Source organism: Herbaspirillum sp. 1173 (assembly GCF_031455335.1).
GTDB lineage: Bacteria > Pseudomonadota > Gammaproteobacteria > Burkholderiales > Burkholderiaceae_D > Herbaspirillum > Herbaspirillum huttiense.
Map to the genome: position 1 here is coordinate 807,358 of NZ_JAVDSP010000001.1, position 19,362 is coordinate 826,719.

Here is a 19,362-nt window from a genome sequence, read left to right on the forward strand (position 1 = left end):
CATCAACGGGACATGTCGATGACCAGCTCGCCCTCGCCGGTACCCTCACCCGTCTCCAGGCGGAAGCGGGCCATCAGTGCGGCCATGCGTTCGGTCGCCAGGCGCATGGCTTCTGCGGCCGCGGACGATTGCTGCACCAGTAGCACGTTGCGCTGCGTAGCCTGATCGATGGCGCTGACCGACTGGCTGATGCGGCGCGCCCCGGCCGATTGCTGGCTGCTGGCGCTGGCCACCTCGCCGATGAGCTGATTGAGCCGTCCCACCTGCGCCACCACTTCCTGCATGCTGCGACCGGCCGTTTGCGCGCGCCGGCTTCCTTGATTGATGCGCGCCATCGCATCGTTCAGCAAGACCCTGATCTCCTGCGCCGCATCGGCGCTGCGGCGGGCCAGCTGCCGCACTTCATCTGCCACCACTGAAAAAGCCTGGCCATGGGTGCCGGCATGGGCCGCCTCGACGGCTGCATTCAGCGCAAGCAGATTGGTCTGGGAAGAAAGGCCATCGAGTTTGGCCACGATCTCTTCGATACGCCCGGCCGCCAGGTGCACCGCGTGCATGTTGCCGACCATCTCGCTGACCGCCACGCCGCCCTCCAGCGCCGCTTGCGCCGCCGACCGGGTCAGGCTGCAGGCTTGCTGCGCGCGGTCGGCGCTCTGCTGCACGGCCTGATTCAACTGTTCCATGGCGATAGCCGCCTGCTGCAGGGAACCGGCCTGCTGGGTGGCCCGTGTGGTCAGATTGAGCGCCCCCTCGGCGATCTCCCCGGCAGAACCCCGCATGACCCGCGCCCCGTGCCTGACCTCCCGCACCAGATGGCTCAAGCCCTGGCGCATGTCCTGCAGGGACGACAGCAGTTGCCCGGTTTCGCCCTGGAAGCCCCCATCGATGCGTCCGCACAGATCGCCCTTGGCCACCCGCGAGGCCACCTGGGCCGCCTGCGACAGCGGACCGGTCACCAGCCGGTACAGACTGGCCACACTCACTATCATCACCAGCAGCAGCAAGCCGCCCACTGCGGCCACCACGGTATCGAGCCGCTCCCTGGCCTGACGCGCCCCCAGGATGTCCGCCCGGGTGCGGGTGTCCAGCATGGCCTGCAGTGCTTCCAGCGGGCGCATCATGGCGGCCCGCGCCGTTTCGTAGCGCGGTTCGTGGAGCAGTCGGCGGGCCTGTTCGAGCGGGTCTTCGCGCAGGGCCGCATCGATCAGGACGCGGTCCCGCGTATGCCGCCGCACCAGTTCCATGGCGCGCAACTCGATGGCCAGCACCGCACCGGACCGGCTGCGCACTTCCTCCACCTTCGCCATCTCATCGCGGCTGAAGCCGGCCTGCTGCATCAGCTCGCCAAGCGGCACGATGACCGCGCTGTCCGGACGCGGCGGCCGGCCATCCGCATCCACCAGGTCCCAGTAGATGCGCTCGTAGTGTTCCGGGCGGGGACGGCGGCCGTCACGGATTTCCGCAATGGCCTGGTATTGGCGTTCAGCCTGGTATTCACCGGTGGCCACGAAGCTGCGCGCCAGGCGGCTCAGGTCGTCAGCACCCTGGCGCAGCTCGGCCACCAGCCGCTGTGCCTGTTCGCGCCGCTCAATGGCGATAGCCATGCGGTCTTCGGCTTCCAGCGCTGCCACTGACAGGGCAATGAGCAGCGCCAACAGCAAGGCGACCACCACGCTCAAGGCGGACACGATCTGCCGCATGGAAAAATATTTGTAGATGGACATGCTCCCCTCGCTGATTCGACTGAAGATGCCGGGCCCGGGCCTGCGCGCCGGGCGGCGGCGTCTCGGCGGGGACGGCAAGCGGACGATACGTGGGGAGCCCGTCCTTGTGCGCGAGGGGCTAGATATGCTGAACGAATCTCGAATTACTTCGCTTTTTATCTCGAAATTATTTGAATTTCTCTCTAAAACTATCCGTTTACTTGCCAAATAATTCGGCTCTTTTTTCTACTATCGGAGACAGTCTTCCAACGAAAGAGCGAGCGCCAGCAGAAAAACGCACCAAGGTTCACAATAGCGGTCTTTGCCATGCAGCATCCGCTCTCCATGAACCCTGTCAGTCCCGCCACACGGCCTGTGCCGCGCCATCCGCCGAATCACCCTAAGTTCCTGCTGTTCCTGATCTGTGCCTTTGCCTCGGCGGGCCAGCTGGCCATCGACTTGTACGTGCCGGCCCTGCCCCAGATGGCGATCGACTACGGCACCTCGGCCCAGGCCATCCAGACCAGCGTGACCGGCTACCTGATCGCCTACGCCTTTGGCCAGCTGGCGTTCGGACCGCTGGCCGATGCCTGGGGTCGCAAGCGCGTCCTGATGCTGGGGCTGGGCCTGTTCACGCTGGGATGCGTGCTGACGCTGCTGGCCCCCAACCTGGAAACCTTCGTCGCGGCGCGGGTACTGCAGGGCTTCGGCATTGCCGCCACCAATTTGCTGGCCAAGGCCATCATCACCGATTCCTTCGTCGGCCAAACCCTGGTGCATGCCTACACCTACATGGCCATTGCCTGGGGCCTGGCACCGATCATTGCACCGGTGATCGGGGCGCACTTGCAGGAAGCCTTCGGCTGGCGTTCCTGCCTGGTGTTCCTGCTGCTGTATTCGTTCGCGATGTGGGCCATCCTGTGGCGCTATCGGGAAACTTTGGCCGAGCCGGTGCACCTGCATCCGGCGACCCTGCTCAAGAATGCGCGCATGGTGCTGGTCAGCCCGGTGTTCCAGAGCTGTTTCCTGGCCCAGGGGCTGTGCTACAGCATCCTGCTGGTGTTCAACATCGTCGGTCCCTTCATGGTGCAGAACACGCTGCGCCAGCCGCCGACCTTCTTCGGCTACCTGGCGCTGGCGATCGGGATGATGTATTTCCTGGGCGGCATCTCCAACCGCATCCACCATCGCCGCCTGCCCTCGGCCGAACAGCGGCTGCGCATCGGCGCGCGGGTGATGACGGCGGCGGCCTTTGCCATGCTGGCCCTGGCCTTGCTGGTGGGGCTGACGGTGTGGACCCTCATCACGCCGGTGCTGGTGATGGCCTTCTGCGCCGGGGCCATGTATCCCACGCTGATGGCCAAGGGCAATTCGATCTTTCCGCACATTGCCGGACTGACCAGCGCCATCCTGGGCTTTGCGCTGCTGCTGGTATCCTCGGGCATGATGGGGCTGGCCGGGTTCGTCTCCATCCACAGCCTGACGCCGCTGGCGGTGTTCTTCTGCATCGTCGGCCTGACCGTGATAGCCATGGTGGGCAAGCTGCTGCAGCACCTGCAGGTACCGGCGCCTTCGGCGACGTTGCAAGTCAGACCATCAGAAAAACCCTGATATCCGCCGCCTCCCGGCAGGCATACGATGTGGCCATCGACACTGATTCATTCCCGGGAGGACCCCATGGCCATCATCCAGACCCTGCTGCACTACGGTAGCTATCTCGCCGCGTTCTACGCCGTCTATCTGCTGGCGGGCAGCCTGGCGTTCGGGCTGGTGCTCTGGCAGAAGGTCTACGGCAAGTCACAGCGCCAGCCGGTGCCGGTGCGCGTGCGCGTGCATTCCGAGCGGATGGACGGACGCGAACGCGATTCGTATTACCGCTGAAGCGTGAATGCAGTGATGCGTCGAACGTAGACAATCGCTGTTCGCCTGCAGGTCAGCCAAGGGCTGGATTCGTGGAATCCGGCCCTTTGTCTTTGGTGATGCTCCCCATCCGTTCAGAACAACTCCTGCTGCGGCGAGGTCACCGCCGCAAAACTGTCGCCCACGAAGACCAGGATGGCATCGGCCACCGGGGCCAGCTGGCGTTCCAGGTAATGGCCGTAGTCGATGGCGGCGCGGCGTTTTTCCAGGGGTTCCGGTCCGGCCGTGGTCATGACGTAGTTGATCCAGCCGCCTTGCTGGTATTGCAGCGGACGCCCGCCTTCCTCGTTGACCTGGTCGGCCATGCGCGCAGCGCGCACGTGGGGCGGGACGTTCTTTTCGTAATGGTCGAGCTGGCGGCGCAAGCGCTTGCGATACACCAGCAGATCATCCAGCCGCCCGGCCAGCAGGTCGGCCACGTAGCCGGTGATGAAGTCGCGGTAAGGCTCGCCACGGAAGATGCGCAGATACAGTGCCTGCTGGAAGCGCTGCGCCAGCGGCGACCAGTCGGTGCGCACCGTCTCCAGTCCCTTGTAGGTGACCTTGTCCTCGCCTTCGCTGGTCCGCACGTAACCGGCGTAGCGCTTCTTGCTGCCGGTCTCGGCCCCGCGCACATGCGGCATCAGGAAACGCTGGTAATGCACCTCGAACTGCAGTTCCAGCGCGCTTTCCAGCTGATACTGCCCGGCCAGATGGCGACGCCACCAGTCATTGATGCGCGCGGTCAGCTGCAGACCGATCTGGCGCGCCTCGTCATCGCCATGCGGCCGGCGCAGCCAGACGAAAGTGGAATCGGTATCGCCATAGATGACTTCGTAACCCGCCTCCTCGATCAGCTCGCGCGTGCGATGCATGATCTCGTGCCCGCGCCGGGTGATGGACGAGGCCAGGCGCGAATCGAAGAAGCGGCAGCCGGTCGACCCCAGCACGCCGTAAAAGGAATTCATGATGATCTTCAGCGCCTGCTGCAACGGCTTGTTGCCCTGGGCCTTGGCGGCCTCGCGACCCTGCCAGATCTGCTCGATGATGGCCGGCAGGCTGTGGCTGCGGCGTGAGAAGCGGGCGCCGTTGTAGCCGGGCACGGTCTCGCTCTCCGGCTCATTCAAGGTGCCATCGACCAGCCCGACCGGGTCGATCAGGAAGCTGCGGATGATGCTGGGATACAGGCTCTTGTAGTCCAGCACGATCACCGAGTCATACAGCCCCGCGCGCGAATCCATCACGAAGCCGCCCGGACTGGCCAGTGCCTCGGCATCCCCGAGATTGGGAGCGACGTAGCCCTTGCGATGCATGTGCGGCAGATACAGATGCGTGAACGCCGCCACCGAACCGCCGCTGCGGTCGGCCTGCAGGCCGGTCACGCTGGCGCGTTCCAGCAGGAAGGAGAGAATGTCGGTCTTGGCGAAGATGCGCGTGACCAGTTCACAGTCCTTGATGTTGTAGGTGGCCAGGGCTGCCTTGTCCTCGTTGAACATGCGATCGATCTCATCCATGCGCTGATACGGCGTGGCAATGGCCTTGCCTTCGCCCAGCAGCGATTGCGCCACGTTCTCCAGACTGAAGGACGGGAAATTCCAGAACGCCCCGCGCAGGCTTTCAATGCCGTCGATCACCAGCCGGCCCGCTGCGTTGACCAGCAGGTGATTGGCGCGCATGCCATGTTCGCGCCATTCCAGTGCCCGTCCCGCACGGCCCAGGCGCAGCGTGGTGTGGTATTTCTGCGCCTGCTTCTGCAGTACGTTGAGGTCGAACTGCACCAGGTTCCAGCCGATGAGCGCATCCGGATCGTGGCGTGCCACCCAGTCATTGAGGCTGTCGATCAGTTCCTTGCGGCTCTGGCAGAACTGCAGTGCGAAATCCACCGACGCCACCGCGCCACTGGGCGGCCCCAGCGCATAGACGCTGCGCTGGCCGCAGCCTTCGATGGCGATGCTGTAGAGCTCGCCCTCCCAGCTGGTTTCGATATCCAGCGACGCCAGCCTGAGCGGCGGACGATAGCCCGGCAAGGCACGAATGCGCGCTTCTGCCAGCACCCCGTGCCCATCGTCCACGCCCTGAAAGGCCAGCGGCGCATTGATGAAACGCTCCATCAGATAACGTTCGGGCGGACGGATATCGGCTTCATATACACTGATGCCAGCGGCGATCAGGGACTTCTCCATCTTCAGCAGCTTGCGGTACTGGCGCGCATACAAGCCCAGTACCGGGCGCTGGCTGACATCCTTGAGATGTTCCAGCGCACGCAGTTCCATACCGGGTTCGCGGGCGATCAAGGCCTGCACGCGTTCGGCCTCGGCTTGCGGCACGAAGGCTACCGCTGTCTGCGGCGGCAGGCGCAGGCATTGCGGACCGTCATCAGTGGCCACCCACAGCTCGATCTCCACCCCGGCCGGGGTATCGCGCCAGTGCCGGGACAACAGGAAGCCTGCGCGTTCGCCGGGGCGCAAGGCGGTGGAGGAAAGAGGAGCGGCTGAGTCGGTCACCGTCAATAGCGGGCTGGTGCGGATGGAGACGGGATTCTACTTGGATGTGAGCGAGCTTGCGCGACTGCGCACGGGCAATTGTGAAGAACGGCCAACATGCTTTTTCAGCTGCAAAGATTTTAAAAAAATTCCGTTTCTTCTCCGCGTTTTGGGCAGCCAATGGCAGTGCGATGCTGGCGCCCATCACGTCCCCGCAATACGGAGAGTCTCGCCATGAAAACCCTGCCCCTCATCCTCCTGCTCAGCAGCGCCAGCCTGTTGGGTGCGCTGGAACTTCCGTCGGCGCGTGCCGCCAGCTTCGACTGCAGCAAGGCCGGTTCGGCCAATGAAAAGACCATCTGCCGGGATGCCGAGCTGTCCGCGCTGGACGATCAACTGGGCCACGCCTACCGCCGCGCGCGCCAGGCCGCAGCCGATCAACGTGCTTTCCGCACCGCCAGCGATGCGCAATGGCGCTGGCGCGAAGACAACTGCCGCGACCGCGCCTGCCTGCTGGCCTGGTATCAGCGTCGCCAGACCGAACTGGAGGCACAAGCCGCACCGGCCATCGCAGCGGCCCTGCTCACCGCCAAAGGAAATGCGACTTCACCTGCGCCCGCCCTGGTCGCAGTGCCCCCTGCCCAGGCCCCGCTTGCGGCACCGGCCGCCCCGGGCTTGCGGCTGGGCCTGGACGCGCGCCAGATCGACCACCTGGCGCCGGCAGGCAGCACGCCCTGGCCGCATTACGCGCGGGCCGAACGCGGCCAGTATTTCTATCGCGACCCCGAGGCCGGCGAGACCCAACCGCTGGTGGCCGTGCGCTATTACGGCATCGAAAACGGCCAGTACATCCTGGAAGCCGTGCGCGGCCAGACCGTGCTGCGCTACACCTGCAGCGCTGACTGCCGCTACATCGCACAGCTGGCCCTGCCGGGCGACGTGGAAAAGGATACGGTGATCGTCAGCAATGACCGCGCATCGCTGCCCGGACTGATCGTGAGCGATGCGGTCAACGGCTTGCTGGCGCCGGTGCAATCGCGCTAAAGCGGCGTCACGGATGAGATTGCGTTCTTGTCCTACACGTCTTTGCGAAGGCGGATGACAGGCAGGAGAAATCGCCAGCGGCATACTGCGCAACATCGAGCATGGTGCGCATGCTCCCCTTGCCCTGGCGAGAAGCTCCTATGAAGAAAATCGAATTCGACGGTTACCTGCTGGTCTATCAGGCCGATGATAGTGAAGGCCGCTGGAAAGGCTCCTACGCGATCCTGAAGGATCGTGCAGAAATCACCCGGGGCTCCCTGCCCCTGTCCGCCCATTCGGAGGACGAAGCCGTCGGCGAGATTCTGGCAGCCGCGCGCCGCCAGACCAGTCTTGCCATCGCGGCCTAGGTTCTCACACCACCTACACTACTGTTTCGCGCGGGCTGCGGCGATGGGCCAGTTCCATCAGCCGCCGCAAGGCGTGGACCAGTTCAAAGCGGCTGCGCGAACGCCCCAGCGAGAGACGAATGTGCGGCGCACCGCTGCGCGCGGGTTCGCCGTCACCGGCCTGGAAACTGTCCTGCGCAACCACGTTGAGCCCAGCCTCCCTGGCCTTGCGGACGAAGTCCTGCCCCTTCCAGTGTTCCGGCAAGGCCTTCCAGAGATGGATGCCGCCGCTATCGGCCGGCCCTTCCTCACCCAGCGTACGCAAGGCCAGCGCCTGGCGCGCCCAGGCTTCCTGGCGGATGCCTTCGGCCAGCATGGCGGCGGTGCCATCGTGGATCCACTGCGTCGACAGCGCCGTGGTCAGCGGCGTGGACATCAATACGAAAGACCGCAGTGCAGCCAGCACTTCGTCCTGTGCCTGCCCCTCAGGGGTGAGCACATAGGCGGTCCGCAATCCGGGGAGCAGGCACTTGGCCAGCGTGGACACGTAAAACACATGCCGCGGTGCATAGTGCGCCAGCGGCCTGGGCGCATGGGCCGCAAAGCGCCAGTAGGGATCATCTTCGATGATGCGCAGATCGAGCCGGGTGGCGACGGAAGCGATCTCGGCGCGGCGCGTGGCCGGCATGGTGCGGGTGGTCGGATTCTGCAGCGTGGGATTGAGATAGACCAGCCGCGCGCCATGCTTGCGCACCATGGTCGTGAGCAGATCCGGGCGCATGCCTTCGTGATCCACGCCGACCGCGACCACGCGGCGCCCGAGCTGGGCTGCCGCCGCCAGCAGCCCAGGATAGGCCAGCGGTTCGGCCAGCACGGTTTCACCCGGCCGGGTCTGCGACAGCAGCAAGGCGGCCAGGGCCGACTGCGCCCCCGGACAGGCCAGCACCCGGTCATCTTCCACCGGGCCCAGCATGTCCTGCAGCCACATCGCACCGGCGGCGCGGTCGGCACTGCTGCCACCGCCCAGGTGATACGTCATCAGCAGATCGACATCGCTGTGCATCAGCACCTGCGACACGCCCTGGCGCAGCAGGTCATCCAGATCGATACCGGCCGGCGGCGGCGGGATGTTCATCGACAGGTCGATCACCTGGCTCAGGTCCACCTTGGGCGCGGCCACGAAACTCCCGGCGGCGCCGCGTCCTTCCAGCAACTGGCGGCGGCGCGCCTCGCCATAGGCGCGGGTGACGGTGGTGAGATCGACATCGAGGCGATCAGCCAGCATCCGCTGCGGCGGCAGGCGATCGCCGGGCTTGAGGCGTTCGTCGGCGATGGCCTGCTCCAGAAAGCCCACGATCTGCAGATAACGTGGACCGCCATGAGCCGTGAAGCGGCTGATCCAGTCCAGGGAGGGATCTGCGGTGTGTGAAGGGTTCGGTCGGGCCATGGAAAATCCTGGTGAAGGGCTGCCTGCCGGCAGGTGTACAGGCAGACATCTAGTATGGATGCACCAACAACAAAAATCCATACATCGCCACTGCCCCTTGTGCCAAGGTTTTCCGGGCTGCTGGCGTTTATGCGGAGGCCGTGCGCATCCATTCCACCGCATCTTCTCCTGCGGCGATGCGCATCGGCGCTCCTGCCTCGGTCGCCGCCCGCCACACCGCTTCGGCTACATCGCTGGCGTGGGTGATCTGGCTGTGATCCTGGAAATTGTTGAACACTTGCGCTGCGAGCGCGCCGTAAGCATCCGGGATCGCCCCTTCCATGCGCGGCCGGGCATTCTCGGCGAAGCGGGTCTGCGGTGCGCGCCCCGGCAGGACCAGACGCGCCTGCACGCCGACGCTGGCCAGTTCGAGGGCGACGGATTCGGTGAAGGCATTCACGGCAGCCTTGCTGGCCGTGTAGACCGCCAGCAGCGGTAAGGAGCGCAAGGTCACCGAGGAGGTGACATTGACGATCACGCCCGCGCCGCGCTGGCGCATCTGCGGGATGACCGCCTGTGTCATGGCGATGCTGCCGAGGGTGTTGGTGTCGAAGATCTCGCGCACCTGCTCCATGGGCTGGGCTTCGACGGCGGCAAGCGCGCCGATACCGGCATTGTTGACCAGCACGTCAATCGGGCCGGCCTCTGCGATGGCAGCGGCGATGCTGGTAGCGCTGGTCACATCCAGCGGCAGGATGCGCAGCCGGGGCGAGTCGGGCAGCAAGTCGCTGCGCGGTGTACGCATGGTGGCGATGACCTGCCAGTCGCGTTGCAGGAAGTACGAGGCGATTTCGAGGCCGAAGCCGGATGAACAGCCGGTGATGAGGACGGTTTTCATGCTGGATTCCTTGTGAGGTGTAAGAGAACAAGGCGAAGAATAGGCGCCCGCAGCCGGACTTGCTACAATCCAGAGTCCATCATTCATTGGCAATCGTCCAGCCATGTCCGAACCATCACTCACCGATCCCCTGGCCGAAGTGGTCAGTCTGCTGCAGCCGGCCGCCCGCTACACCAAGTACGTCCAGGGTGCCGGCGGTTGGCGGGTGCAGCGTTCCCGGCCGGAGCTGGCCTTCTATTGCGCGGTGCTGGAGGGCAGTTGCCGCATCCTGCGCGCAGATGCCGGCGCAATGACCGAGGAGACCTGCATCGTGCTGCACGCCGGTGATTTTTTCCTGGCCCCGGCCTTGCAGGGTTTTACCCTGGCCAGCATGGACGATTGCGATGACGCCCTGCTCGATGAAGACAATCCGCCGCCGCGTCTGTCCGATGGCCGCTATCACCTGGGGACGCTGGGCTTGCCGCCGCAGGTGCAACTGGTGGTCGGCCATTGCGTCTTCGCCTCGCCCGATACGCCACTGCTGCTCTCGCTGCTGCCCAGCCTGGTTGTGGTGCGCGCCCATGCGCGCCTGCATACGCTGGTGCAACTGGTGGGTGACGAATACCGCGCCGAGCGTCCGGCGCGCGACGTCGTGCTGGCGCGTCTGCTGGAGGTGCTGCTGATCGAAGCCCTGCGTTCCGGCACGGACACCGGAGCGGCCGCCACACCCGGCCTGCTGCGGGGCCTGGGCGATGTACGGCTCGCTGCGGCGCTGCGATCCATACATGCGCGGCCCGCCGACAACTGGAACGTGCTGCGGCTGGCGCGGGCTGCTGCGCTGTCGCGCTCCTCCTTCTTTGAACGCTTCCGCCGTGAAGTCGGACTGGCTCCGATGGAATACCTGCTGGCCTGGCGCATGGCGCTGGCCAAGCGCCTGCTGCTGGGCGAGGCGGCCTCCATGGCGACGGTGGCTCAGCAGGTAGGCTACAGCTCGGCTTCCACCTTCAGCGTGGCCTTCAGCCGGCATGTCGGCGTGCCGCCGTCGCAGTTCGCCCAGCAGGGCAAGGCCTAAGCCGCCACGAAGCCGACCCGTTCCATGGTTCCGATGTGCATGCTCAGCAGCTGCACGGCACGGTCGGTCTTCTTGTCGCGCAGGGCTTCGATGATGAGGCGGTGATCGTGATCCGAGCGCGGCTGCCAGCCGCGCTTGAAGCCGGTCGAGAACAGGTAGCGTGAATTGGTCAGCTGCAGTTGCTTCAACACCGCCAGCAGGCGCGGCATGCCACATTCGCTGGAGAGGATGTCGTGGAACAGGTTGTTGGCGGCATCCCATTCGATCAGCGAAGCGGCCTGGGCACAGGCCTCCTGGGCGGCTTCCAGGCGGGCGATATGTTCGGGGCCGAACTTGCGGATGCTGTGGCGCAGGGCCAGGATTTCCAGCGAGCCCCGCATCTCGGCATTTTCCTTGACCGCCGCCCGGTCCACCTGCGTGACCCGCACCCCGCGACGGGGCAATGTGAGCACCAATCCCTCGGCTTCCAACTGGCGAAACGCTTCCCGTACCGGCACGTGGCTGGACTGGAATTCCTGCGCCACGTGATCCTGCCGAAGCGCCGCCCCGCCTGCGATTTCGCCGCGGATGATGCGCGTGCGCAGGACCTCCGCGATGCGTTCGACGGTGCTTGGATGCTCGGAATGATGCGCCATGTTTTTATAGATAATCTATGAAAAAAGAAATTGTTGAACGAATTTGAGCGAAGTTAGAATCCGCCGAAGCTGAATTCTAAGCCTTTTCACTCACGGACCGGATTTTATCGATGAGCCAGTGCCCTTCCCCCGCCGCTGCCCAAGCCAGCGCTCCCCTGCATTTCCACCGCCCTTTGGCCGCCATCGACAGCAGCGCGGCCGAGCAGCTGTTTGAACTGCCCTTCCTCGATCTGCTGTACCGCGCACAGACCGTGCATCGCCAGCACCACCGCGCCAACGAAGTCCAGCTGTCCAGCCTGCTGTCGATCAAGACCGGGGGCTGCGCGGAAGACTGCGGCTATTGCTCGCAGTCGGCGCATCACAAGGAAGCGGGCGTGCCGGCCGGCAAGCTGATGGGCGTGGACGAGGTAGTGCAGGCCGCACAGGCCGCGCGCGACCAGGGCGCGACGCGCTTTTGCATGGGTGCGGCGTGGCGCAATCCCAAGCAACGTGACATGGCCGCGCTCACCGAGATGGTCAGCCAGGTGCGCGCACTCGGGATGGAAACCTGCATGACCCTCGGCATGCTGGAGCAAGCCCAGGCCGAGGCGCTCAAGCAGGCCGGACTGGACTACTACAACCACAACCTCGATACCGCGCCCGATTTCTATGGCCAGGTCATCTCCACCCGCAGCTACCAGGACCGGCTGGACACCCTGCAACGCGTGCAGGAAGCCGGCCTCAACGTGTGCTGCGGCGGCATCATCGGCATGGGCGAGACGCGCGCCCAGCGTGCCGGCCTGATTGCCCAGCTGGCCAGCCTGCCGGTGCCGCCGCAATCAGTGCCGATCAATCACCTGGTGCCGATCGCGGGCACGCCGCTGCAGGATGTGGCACCGCTGGACGAATTCGAATTCGTGCGCACCGTGGCGGTGGCCCGCATCGCCCTGCCGCACGCGGTGATCCGCTTGTCCGCCGGGCGCGAGAGCATGAGCGAGGCGACCCAGGCCCTGTGCTTTGCGGCAGGCGCGAACTCCATCTTCCTTGGGGCCAAGCTGCTGACCACGGCCAATGCGCCGGTCTCGGCCGACCTCGACCTGCTGCAGCGCCTGGGCCTGCAAGCGGCAGCTGCGGCCGCCTGATGCCACTGCACTGGAGCACCGCCCACTGCGGCGGAGCCTGGGTCATCACCGGTTACGAGGAGGTGGCCGCTGCCTTGCGCGATCCGCGCCTATCCGTAAGGCGTGCAGCGCGCTGGATCAACAGCGGGCTAGGTGAAAGCGGTAACGGACAGCAGGACGAAGCGCAGCGTGAGTTCAAGCGCCTGTTCTCGCGATCCTTGCTGTTCCTGGACGGCCGCGCCCATCGCCGCCTGCGCGGCGTACTCAATCCGGGATTCAAACCGGCTGACCTGCAAGCCCGGCGTGGCGACATCACCGCACTGGCGCAGCGGCTGGCCGATGCCATCGTGGCCGATCCGCAGGCAGCACGCGGCTTCGATTTCATCGCGCGCTTTGCACGTCCCTTGCCCGCCCTGGTGATTGCGCAACTGCTGGGATTGCCCGACCGCGTACCGGCGGAATTCATCGACTGGGCAGCCGATCTGGCGGCCTTCATCGGCAGTCCGACGCCGGACGCCACGCAGACCCTCGCGGCGCAACAGGCCATGCGCAATCTGTGTGATTTCTTCAGCCAGGCGCTGGCGCGAGCGGACGAGCTGCCCGAGGCTTGTCTTCTGCGCGGCCTGCTGAAAGCCCATGCAAGCGGACAACTGAATCGCAACGAACTGCTGGCCCAGTGCAGTACCCTGCTCTTCGCCGGCTACGAGACCACCCGCAATCTGCTCGGCAATGGCGTGCTCGCCTTGCTGCAACATCCCGCGCAATGGGCCGCACTCAAGGCCCGCCAAGCGGACCCGTCCGCGCTGCGGATGGCCGTGCGGGAGATGCTGCGCCATGACAGCCCGGTGCAGTACACCGGCCGCCGCCTGTTGCAGGACGTGACGCTGGCTGGTCAACGCCTGCAGCGCGGCCAGCTGGCCATCCTGCATATCGGGGAGGCCAATCACGATGCGCGCCGCTTCCGTGATCCGCAGCGTTTCGATATCCGGCGTGACGAAGGCATGCACCTGTCCTTCGGCCAGGGGCCGCATGTCTGCCTGGGGGCGGCACTGACGCAGCTGGAAGCCGAAATCGCTTTCAGCGTGCTGATGCAGCGCCTGCCCACGCTGTCCCTCGCTGACGAAACGCCGGTGTGGCAAGGCAATGCCGCCTATCGGGCGCTGGATCGCTTGTCCGTATTTTTCTGAAAGCCCCTCCATGCAAGATTTCACCCGTGAGCTGGATGCCCTCGCCAGCCAGAGCCTGCTGCGCACGCGGCGTGTGGTCGACGGTCCGCAGGGACCGCTGCTGCAGGTCGATGGACACGACGAATTGTCCTTCTGCAGCAATGATTACCTGGGCCTGGCCAACCATCCGCAGCTCATCGCCGCTGCCGCCGAGGCCTTGCAGCGCTATGGCGTGGGTGCAGCGGCCTCGCCTCTGATCAGCGGCCACAGCCGCGCTCATGAAACGCTGGAAGCCGAACTGGCGGCCTTTGTCCGCAAGCCTTCGGCGCTGGTGTTCGGCAATGGCTACATGGCCAACCTGGGGGTCGCCGCAGCGCTGGCCGGCAAAGGAGACACCGTCGTCGTCGACCGCCTGGCCCATGCCTCGCTGATCGATGGCGCACGCTTGTCCGGGGCCAGCCTGAAGGTATTTCCGCACAACGATGTGAGCCGTCTGGAGCAGGTGCTCTCCCGCTGCAGCAGCCCTCGCAAGCTGGTGCTCACCGATGCTGTCTTCAGCATGGATGGCGACCTGGCCCCGCTGGCCGAACTGGCGGCAGTGTGCGCCCGGCATGAGGCCTGGCTGCTGGTGGATGACGCCCATGGCCTGGGCGTACTTGGCCCGCAAGGACGAGGCAGCCTGGCCCTGGCGGGCGTGCAGGCGCCGCACGTGCTGCTGATGGGCACGCTTGGCAAGGCGGTCGGGGTGGCCGGCGCTTTCGTCGCAGGGGATGCCGGCGTGCTTGCATGGATCCTGCAGCGCGCCCGTACCTACATGTTCAGCACGGCGCATCCCCCCGCGCTGGCCGCCGCCACCTCGGCCAGCCTGCGCCTGATCGCCCGCGAAGAGTGGCGGCGCGCGCATCTGCAGGTACTGGCCAAGCAATTGCGCAGCGGACTGGCGGGGCTGCCGTGGACACTGCTGCCCTCCCCGACCGCCATCCAGCCGCTGATCGTCGGCGACAATGCGGCCGCCCGCGCCCTCTCGGCGGCCCTGCGCGTCAGGGGCATCTGGGTGCCGGCGATCTGCCCGCCCACGGTCCCCAAGGGGACAGCCCGGCTGCGCATCAGCCTGTCAGCCCTGCATACCCCGGCCGATGTGGCGCGCCTGGTGGCGGCACTGAGATCACTGGCACAAGGAGAATCCGCATGACCATGGCAAGCCCGCTGGCCGCCCGCAGCCTGCGCAGCGTGTGGCATCCCTGCACCCAGATGCGCCAGCACGAGCGCACGCCTCCCATCGCGCTGGCCCGTGCGCACGGTGCATGGCTGGTCGATACCGAGGGACGGCGCTATCTGGATGCCATCAGTTCCTGGTGGGTCAATCTGTTCGGCCACACCAATGCGCGCATCAATGCGGCCCTGATCGACCAGCTGGGCCAGCTGGAGCACGCCATGCTGGCAGGCTTCACGCATGAGCCGGTGGTGCAGCTCTCCGAGCGGCTGGCGGCGCTGACGGAGCATGCGCTGGGCCATTGCTTCTATGCCTCGGACGGTGCCTCGGCGGTGGAGATCGCGCTGAAAATGAGCGTGCATGCATGGCGCAATGCCGGGCATGCAGACAAGAATGAATTCATCTGCATCGCCGGCGGCTATCACGGCGAGACCGTGGGGGCGCTCGGCGTGACCGACACGCCGCTCTTTCGCAGTGCCTATGAATCCCTGCTGCGTCCGGCACATATCGCTGCCTCGCCCGATGCGCGACAGGCTGCACCGGGCGAGACGGCCGCCGATGTCAGCCGCCGCGCGCTGGCCGATGTGGAAAGGCTGCTGCAGGAACGCAGCGGACGCATTGCCGCCCTCATCGTCGAACCGCTGGTGCAATGCGCTGCGGGCATGGCCATGCATGATCCACAGTATGCGCGCGGACTGCGCGCGCTGTGCGACGCCTACGGTGCGCACCTGATCGCCGACGAGATCGCGGTCGGCTGCGGGCGTACCGGCCGCTTCTTCGCCTGTGAGCAGGCGGGCGTGTGGCCGGATCTGCTGTGCCTGTCCAAGGGCATCAGCGGTGGCTACCTGCCGCTGTCGCTGGTGATGGCCAGCGAGGCCATCTATGCCGCTTTCTACGATGACGATGTGCGGCGCGGCTTCCTGCATTCGCACTCCTATACCGGCAATGCACTGGCGTGCCGTGCTGCGCTGGCGACGCTGGACATCTTCGCGCAGGAACAGGTGCTGGACCGCAATGCCCGGTTCGCCCCGGTGCTGGCCGAGGCCCTGCAGCCGCTGGCGCAGGATGCGCGGGTGCGGCACGTGCGACAGTGCGGCATGATCTGGGCTTGTGATGCGCGCATCAATGATGCCGCCGTCACGGCAGGTTTTTCGCGCCGGCTCGCCGACGAGGCCGCGCAACGCGAACTGCTGGTGCGTCCGATCGGCAAGACGCTTTACGTGATGCCGCCCTACATCCTCGATGCGGCCCAGGCGCAATGGATGGGCGAGCGTCTGCATGCGGCCTTCGATGCGGCGATGCGCGCGGAGCCTCGTCCATGAGCGGCCGCAGCTATTTCGTCACCGGTACCGATACCGGCGTGGGCAAGACGCTGGTGGCGTCCGCGCTCATCCACCTGCACGCCGCGCGAGGCATGCGTGCCGGCGGCATGAAGCCGGTGGCATCCGGAGCTTTCCTGCAGGACGGCGTCTGGTGCAACGAGGATGTGCAGGCCTTGCAGGCCGCGGCCAATGTGGATTTGCCGCTGCACCTGGTGAATCCCTACCTGCTGCGGCAGGCCACGGCACCGCACATTGCGGCGGCGGAGGAAGGCGTGCAGATTGCACTCGATCATCTGGCGCTATGCCATGCGCAATTGCAGTCGGCGTGTGACGTACTGATTGTGGAGGGTGCGGGTGGCTTCATGGTACCGCTCGATGCGGACCACAACAGCGACGATCTGGTGGCCCGGCTGGGCTTGCCGGTAATACTCGTGGTCGGCATCCGCCTTGGCTGCATCAATCATGCCTTGCTGAGTGCGCTGGCCATCCGCGCGCGCGGGCTGCACTTGGCTGGCTGGGTGGCCAATCATGTCGACGCCCGAGAGACGCAGGCCGGCGCCATGGTGAACACGCTGGTGCGGCGGCTGCAAGCGCCGCTGCTGGGACGTCTGCCCTGGTCACCTGAAATGACGGCGGCGCAAGTGGCTGGTCTTCTTACTTGGCCAGATCCATCTTGACGACGTTGGACGTGCCACTGCGCACGGCCGTGATGTGCTTGTCGTGAATCGTGCGATAGCTGGCCAGTCCCAGTTCTGCCATGGAGTTGGACAATTCCACCAGGTCGGTGACGGCCTCTTCGGAATACATGGCATCGACCTCGTTGGCATCGAGCCAGTGACGGATGCGGCGCTCGCCGGAGAAGACGAAATCGCTCAGCCGCACCCAGTGGCCACCAAGGATGGCAGCCTCCTGGCCGTCGCGGCCGGCCAGCACGCTGTCAACCTGCGTGACCAGCTGGCGCATGCTCTTGCCGCTGCCGTCGACCAGGAACCGCGTGAGCTCCTCTTCGCTGGCGCAGTACCACAGCCACAGGGCATTGAAGGCGGCCTCGATCTGGTGCCCGATGAGGGCAAAGGCCGAGGCGTGGACCGGCATGTCATCACGCAGCAGCAGGATGATGCCGCAGTGATGTTGCTGGGCCACAGTGAGACAACCGATGGCGGCGCAGGCGCGCCGGTCATCGGGCAAAGGCTGGCCGTTGAATTCGGCCGAAATGCGATAGGCAAGGGACTGCGCCCTGGCCAACAGGTGATCCAATTGCATGGGACAACTCCCCTTCGTGTGAGGGCACGTGTACGGACGACTTGTTGTTATTCTTTTCAGCTCACGCCAGTGGCGCCGTCGAGGACAATGCGGATCTTGCGCGCCAGCTCATCGTGGCGGTAAGGTTTGTCGAGGACGGGAAATTCGCCATCGGCACCATGCCGCTCTATCGATTCACTGGCATAACCGGTAGTTAATAAAATTTTGATGGAAGGTATCATGCGCCGGGCCTCTCGCGCCAGTACCACGCCATTCATGCTGCCCGGCATGATGAGGTCGGTGAAAAGCAGATCCACCTTCGGTTCGGAACGCAGCACCTGCAAGGCTTCCGTCGGTGAATTCACCATGCTGACGCGATAGCCCAGGCTTTCCAGCATCGCCTGGGCCAGCTCGGCGACCTCGATTCTATCGTCAACCACCAGAATGTGCTCGTGACCGCCTTGGGTATGCGTGCGGTTGTCATACTCGAAGGCCCCCCCGACCTGGTCCTGCGTGGCCGGGAAGTAGATCGAGACGGTCGTGCCGCGCTCTGCGCTGGAGACGATGCGCACGGATCCGCCGGACTGCTTGACGAAGCCATACACCATCGACAGACCGAGGCCGGTGCCCTTGCCTTCGTCCTTGGTAGTGAAAAACGGGTCCATCACGCGCGGGAGGATGTCCGCAGGAATGCCGGGGCCGTTGTCCGTGACCGCGATGCAGACATAGAGACCGGGTTTTACGCCCAGCTGGATGGCACGATCTTCCGAGCTCAGGTCTTCATTGCTTGTATGGATTTTTACCGTTCCCTTGCCGGACATCGCATCGCGCGCATTGATGAGCACGTTCAGCAATGCCACTTCCATCTGGGTCGGATCGAGACGGCAATTCCACAGGCCCGAGGCCAGCTCGGTTTGGACCTCGATATCGCCACCGAGCGTGCGTTGCACGAGATCGGTGAAACCTTCCGTGAGCGAATTCAGGTTGATGGTGCGCCCCTCCAGCCGCTGCTTGCGGGCGAAGGCCAGCAATTGCTGGGTCAGCATGGCCGCCTTGCCGGAAGCCTTGCGGATGCTGTCGGCGCTGCGCGAGACACGCCCGAGGTCGGGCGTATCGCTGCGCAGCGCAAGATTGATGATGTCCAGGTAGCCGCTGATGACCTGCAGCAGGTTGTTGAAGTCATGCGCAATGCCGCCGGTGAGCTGGCCCAGCGCTTCCATCTTGCGCGCCTGGCCGAGGGCTTGCTCGGCATCACGTCGGCGGCTGATGTCCAGTTGCGAGCTGAAGAAGTATTTCAGTTCGCCATGCTGGTCATAGACCGGTGAAATGAAGAGCGCATTCCAGAACGTCGAGCCATTCTTGCGGTAGTTCAGCAGCTCGGTGGCGAGCTCGCGCTTTTCCGCCACGGCCTGGCGCACTTGTGCGACCACTGCGCGGTCGGTCTCCGGGCCTTGCAGGAACCGGCAGTTCTTGCCCACGACCTCGGCCCGGCTGTAGCCGGTCATGTTCATGAAGGCGTTGTTGACGAAGATGATCGGATTGTCCGGCTTGTTGGGATCGGACACGATCATCGGCATGCGCGTCATTTCGACGGCTGCGAAGAAGATATCGTTGGCGTCATCGCCTACCGCGACCTTGGCGTGGTCGTTGCGCATTCCTGCATCATTGAAGTCGTCGGCAGGCCAATGCACCGTGGGGTGCTTGGCGGTGTTGGGCATTGTATTTTTCTCCAGTGGGCTGGGCTCGGTTGCAGTGAGGCAACGGGAAGCGAGCTGCTTTCAGGAGTTTGGACACGGACGACCTCAACGGTTCCCGGCCCAATTGCAACAAGAATGCGAGTGTCCTGTTACACGT

General features: G+C 65.1%; 18 protein-coding genes. 11 read left to right on the forward strand and 7 right to left on the reverse strand.

Translation table 11 applies throughout. From position 1 onward, the window contains the following. Positions 1 to 2: 2 nt before the first annotated feature. Complete coding sequence (locus J2X56_RS03685; RefSeq protein WP_310158303.1) at positions 3 to 1,724, reverse strand: methyl-accepting chemotaxis protein; 1,722 nt, start codon at positions 1,722 to 1,724, stop codon at positions 3 to 5. On the opposite strand from J2X56_RS03685, the gene J2X56_RS03690 reads away from it, so the two are divergent. The 3 genes from J2X56_RS03690 (at position 1,717) to J2X56_RS03700 (ending at position 3,584) form a co-directional block, all read left to right on the forward strand. Continuing rightward, on the forward strand, positions 1,717 to 1,935 hold the full coding sequence (locus J2X56_RS03690) for a hypothetical protein (RefSeq protein WP_310158305.1): 219 nt from the start codon (positions 1,717 to 1,719) through the stop codon (positions 1,933 to 1,935). The genes J2X56_RS03685 and J2X56_RS03690 overlap by 8 nt on opposite strands. A 113-nt stretch (positions 1,936 to 2,048) precedes the next feature. Next, positions 2,049 to 3,314 (forward strand): multidrug effflux MFS transporter, encoded by a 1,266-nt coding sequence (locus J2X56_RS03695; RefSeq protein ID WP_310158307.1) that lies wholly within the window; start codon positions 2,049 to 2,051, stop codon positions 3,312 to 3,314. A 66-nt stretch (positions 3,315 to 3,380) separates the two neighbouring features. After that, positions 3,381 to 3,584 (forward strand): hypothetical protein, encoded by a 204-nt coding sequence (locus J2X56_RS03700; protein WP_121045546.1) that lies wholly within the window; start codon positions 3,381 to 3,383, stop codon positions 3,582 to 3,584. A gap of 113 nt (positions 3,585 to 3,697) precedes the next feature. On the opposite strand, the gene J2X56_RS03705 is transcribed toward J2X56_RS03700, so the two are convergent. Beyond that, positions 3,698 to 6,106 carry a DNA polymerase II gene (locus tag J2X56_RS03705; protein WP_310158309.1) on the reverse strand — a complete coding sequence of 803 codons (2,409 nt, stop codon included), beginning with the start codon at positions 6,104 to 6,106 and terminating at the stop codon, positions 3,698 to 3,700. 213 nt (positions 6,107 to 6,319) lie between these two features. On the opposite strand from J2X56_RS03705, the gene J2X56_RS03710 reads away from it, so the two are divergent. Then, positions 6,320 to 7,129 carry a lysozyme inhibitor LprI family protein gene (locus tag J2X56_RS03710; protein ID WP_252695988.1) on the forward strand — a complete coding sequence of 270 codons (810 nt, stop codon included), beginning with the start codon at positions 6,320 to 6,322 and terminating at the stop codon, positions 7,127 to 7,129. Positions 7,130 to 7,269: 140 nt separating this feature from the next. Continuing rightward, complete coding sequence (locus J2X56_RS03715) at positions 7,270 to 7,476, forward strand: hypothetical protein (RefSeq protein WP_166675067.1); 207 nt, start codon at positions 7,270 to 7,272, stop codon at positions 7,474 to 7,476. A gap of 13 nt (positions 7,477 to 7,489) precedes the next feature. Here the strand turns inward: J2X56_RS03715 and J2X56_RS03720 are convergent, their stop codons facing one another. Further along, the gene (locus tag J2X56_RS03720; protein ID WP_310158313.1) at positions 7,490 to 8,902 is read right to left on the reverse strand and encodes a PLP-dependent aminotransferase family protein; all 1,413 of its coding nucleotides are present in this window, start codon (positions 8,900 to 8,902) and stop codon (positions 7,490 to 7,492) included. Positions 8,903 to 9,029: 127 nt separating this feature from the next. Continuing rightward, the gene (locus J2X56_RS03725) at positions 9,030 to 9,779 is read right to left on the reverse strand and encodes an SDR family oxidoreductase (RefSeq protein WP_121045551.1); all 750 of its coding nucleotides are present in this window, start codon (positions 9,777 to 9,779) and stop codon (positions 9,030 to 9,032) included. Between the two features lie 103 nt (positions 9,780 to 9,882). Between J2X56_RS03725 and J2X56_RS03730 the strand changes: the two genes are divergently transcribed. Beyond that, complete coding sequence (locus J2X56_RS03730; RefSeq protein WP_121045552.1) at positions 9,883 to 10,830, forward strand: AraC family transcriptional regulator; 948 nt, start codon at positions 9,883 to 9,885, stop codon at positions 10,828 to 10,830. On the opposite strand, the gene J2X56_RS03735 is transcribed toward J2X56_RS03730, so the two are convergent. Beyond that, entirely contained in the window at positions 10,827 to 11,465 is a 639-nt protein-coding gene (locus J2X56_RS03735; RefSeq protein ID WP_039785832.1) for a GntR family transcriptional regulator, read from the reverse strand. The two genes, J2X56_RS03730 and J2X56_RS03735, sit on opposite strands and share 4 nt — an antisense overlap. Positions 11,466 to 11,575: 110 nt before the next feature. On the opposite strand from J2X56_RS03735, the gene bioB reads away from it, so the two are divergent. The 5 genes from bioB to bioD are packed head-to-tail and all read left to right on the forward strand — an operon-like array spanning position 11,576 to position 16,943. Then, positions 11,576 to 12,586: a biotin synthase BioB gene (gene bioB / locus J2X56_RS03740; protein ID WP_121045554.1), complete on the forward strand. Its 1,011-nt coding sequence runs from the start codon at positions 11,576 to 11,578 to the stop codon at positions 12,584 to 12,586. Further along, positions 12,586 to 13,752, forward strand: a complete 1,167-nt coding sequence (locus J2X56_RS03745; protein ID WP_310158318.1) for a cytochrome P450 — start codon at positions 12,586 to 12,588, stop codon at positions 13,750 to 13,752. Before bioB ends, J2X56_RS03745 begins: the two co-directional genes overlap by 1 nt. Positions 13,753 to 13,762: 10 nt before the next feature. Next, positions 13,763 to 14,923, forward strand: coding sequence for an 8-amino-7-oxononanoate synthase (gene bioF / locus J2X56_RS03750; protein WP_310158320.1), 1,161 nt, complete (start codon positions 13,763 to 13,765; stop codon positions 14,921 to 14,923). Then, complete coding sequence (gene bioA / locus J2X56_RS03755) at positions 14,920 to 16,266, forward strand: adenosylmethionine--8-amino-7-oxononanoate transaminase (protein ID WP_310158322.1); 1,347 nt, start codon at positions 14,920 to 14,922, stop codon at positions 16,264 to 16,266. The genes bioF and bioA overlap by 4 nt, the downstream gene beginning before the upstream one ends. Next, the gene (gene bioD / locus J2X56_RS03760; protein ID WP_310158324.1) at positions 16,263 to 16,943 is read left to right on the forward strand and encodes a dethiobiotin synthase; all 681 of its coding nucleotides are present in this window, start codon (positions 16,263 to 16,265) and stop codon (positions 16,941 to 16,943) included. Before bioA ends, bioD begins: the two co-directional genes overlap by 4 nt. Here the strand turns inward: bioD and J2X56_RS03765 are convergent. Beyond that, entirely contained in the window at positions 16,921 to 17,529 is a 609-nt protein-coding gene (locus J2X56_RS03765) for a DUF6988 family protein (protein ID WP_039785847.1), read from the reverse strand. The genes bioD and J2X56_RS03765 overlap by 23 nt on opposite strands. 56 nt (positions 17,530 to 17,585) lie before the next feature. Further along, the gene (locus J2X56_RS03770) at positions 17,586 to 19,226 is read right to left on the reverse strand and encodes a histidine kinase famiy protein (RefSeq protein ID WP_039785849.1); all 1,641 of its coding nucleotides are present in this window, start codon (positions 19,224 to 19,226) and stop codon (positions 17,586 to 17,588) included. Between the last annotated feature and the right edge of the window lie 136 nt (positions 19,227 to 19,362).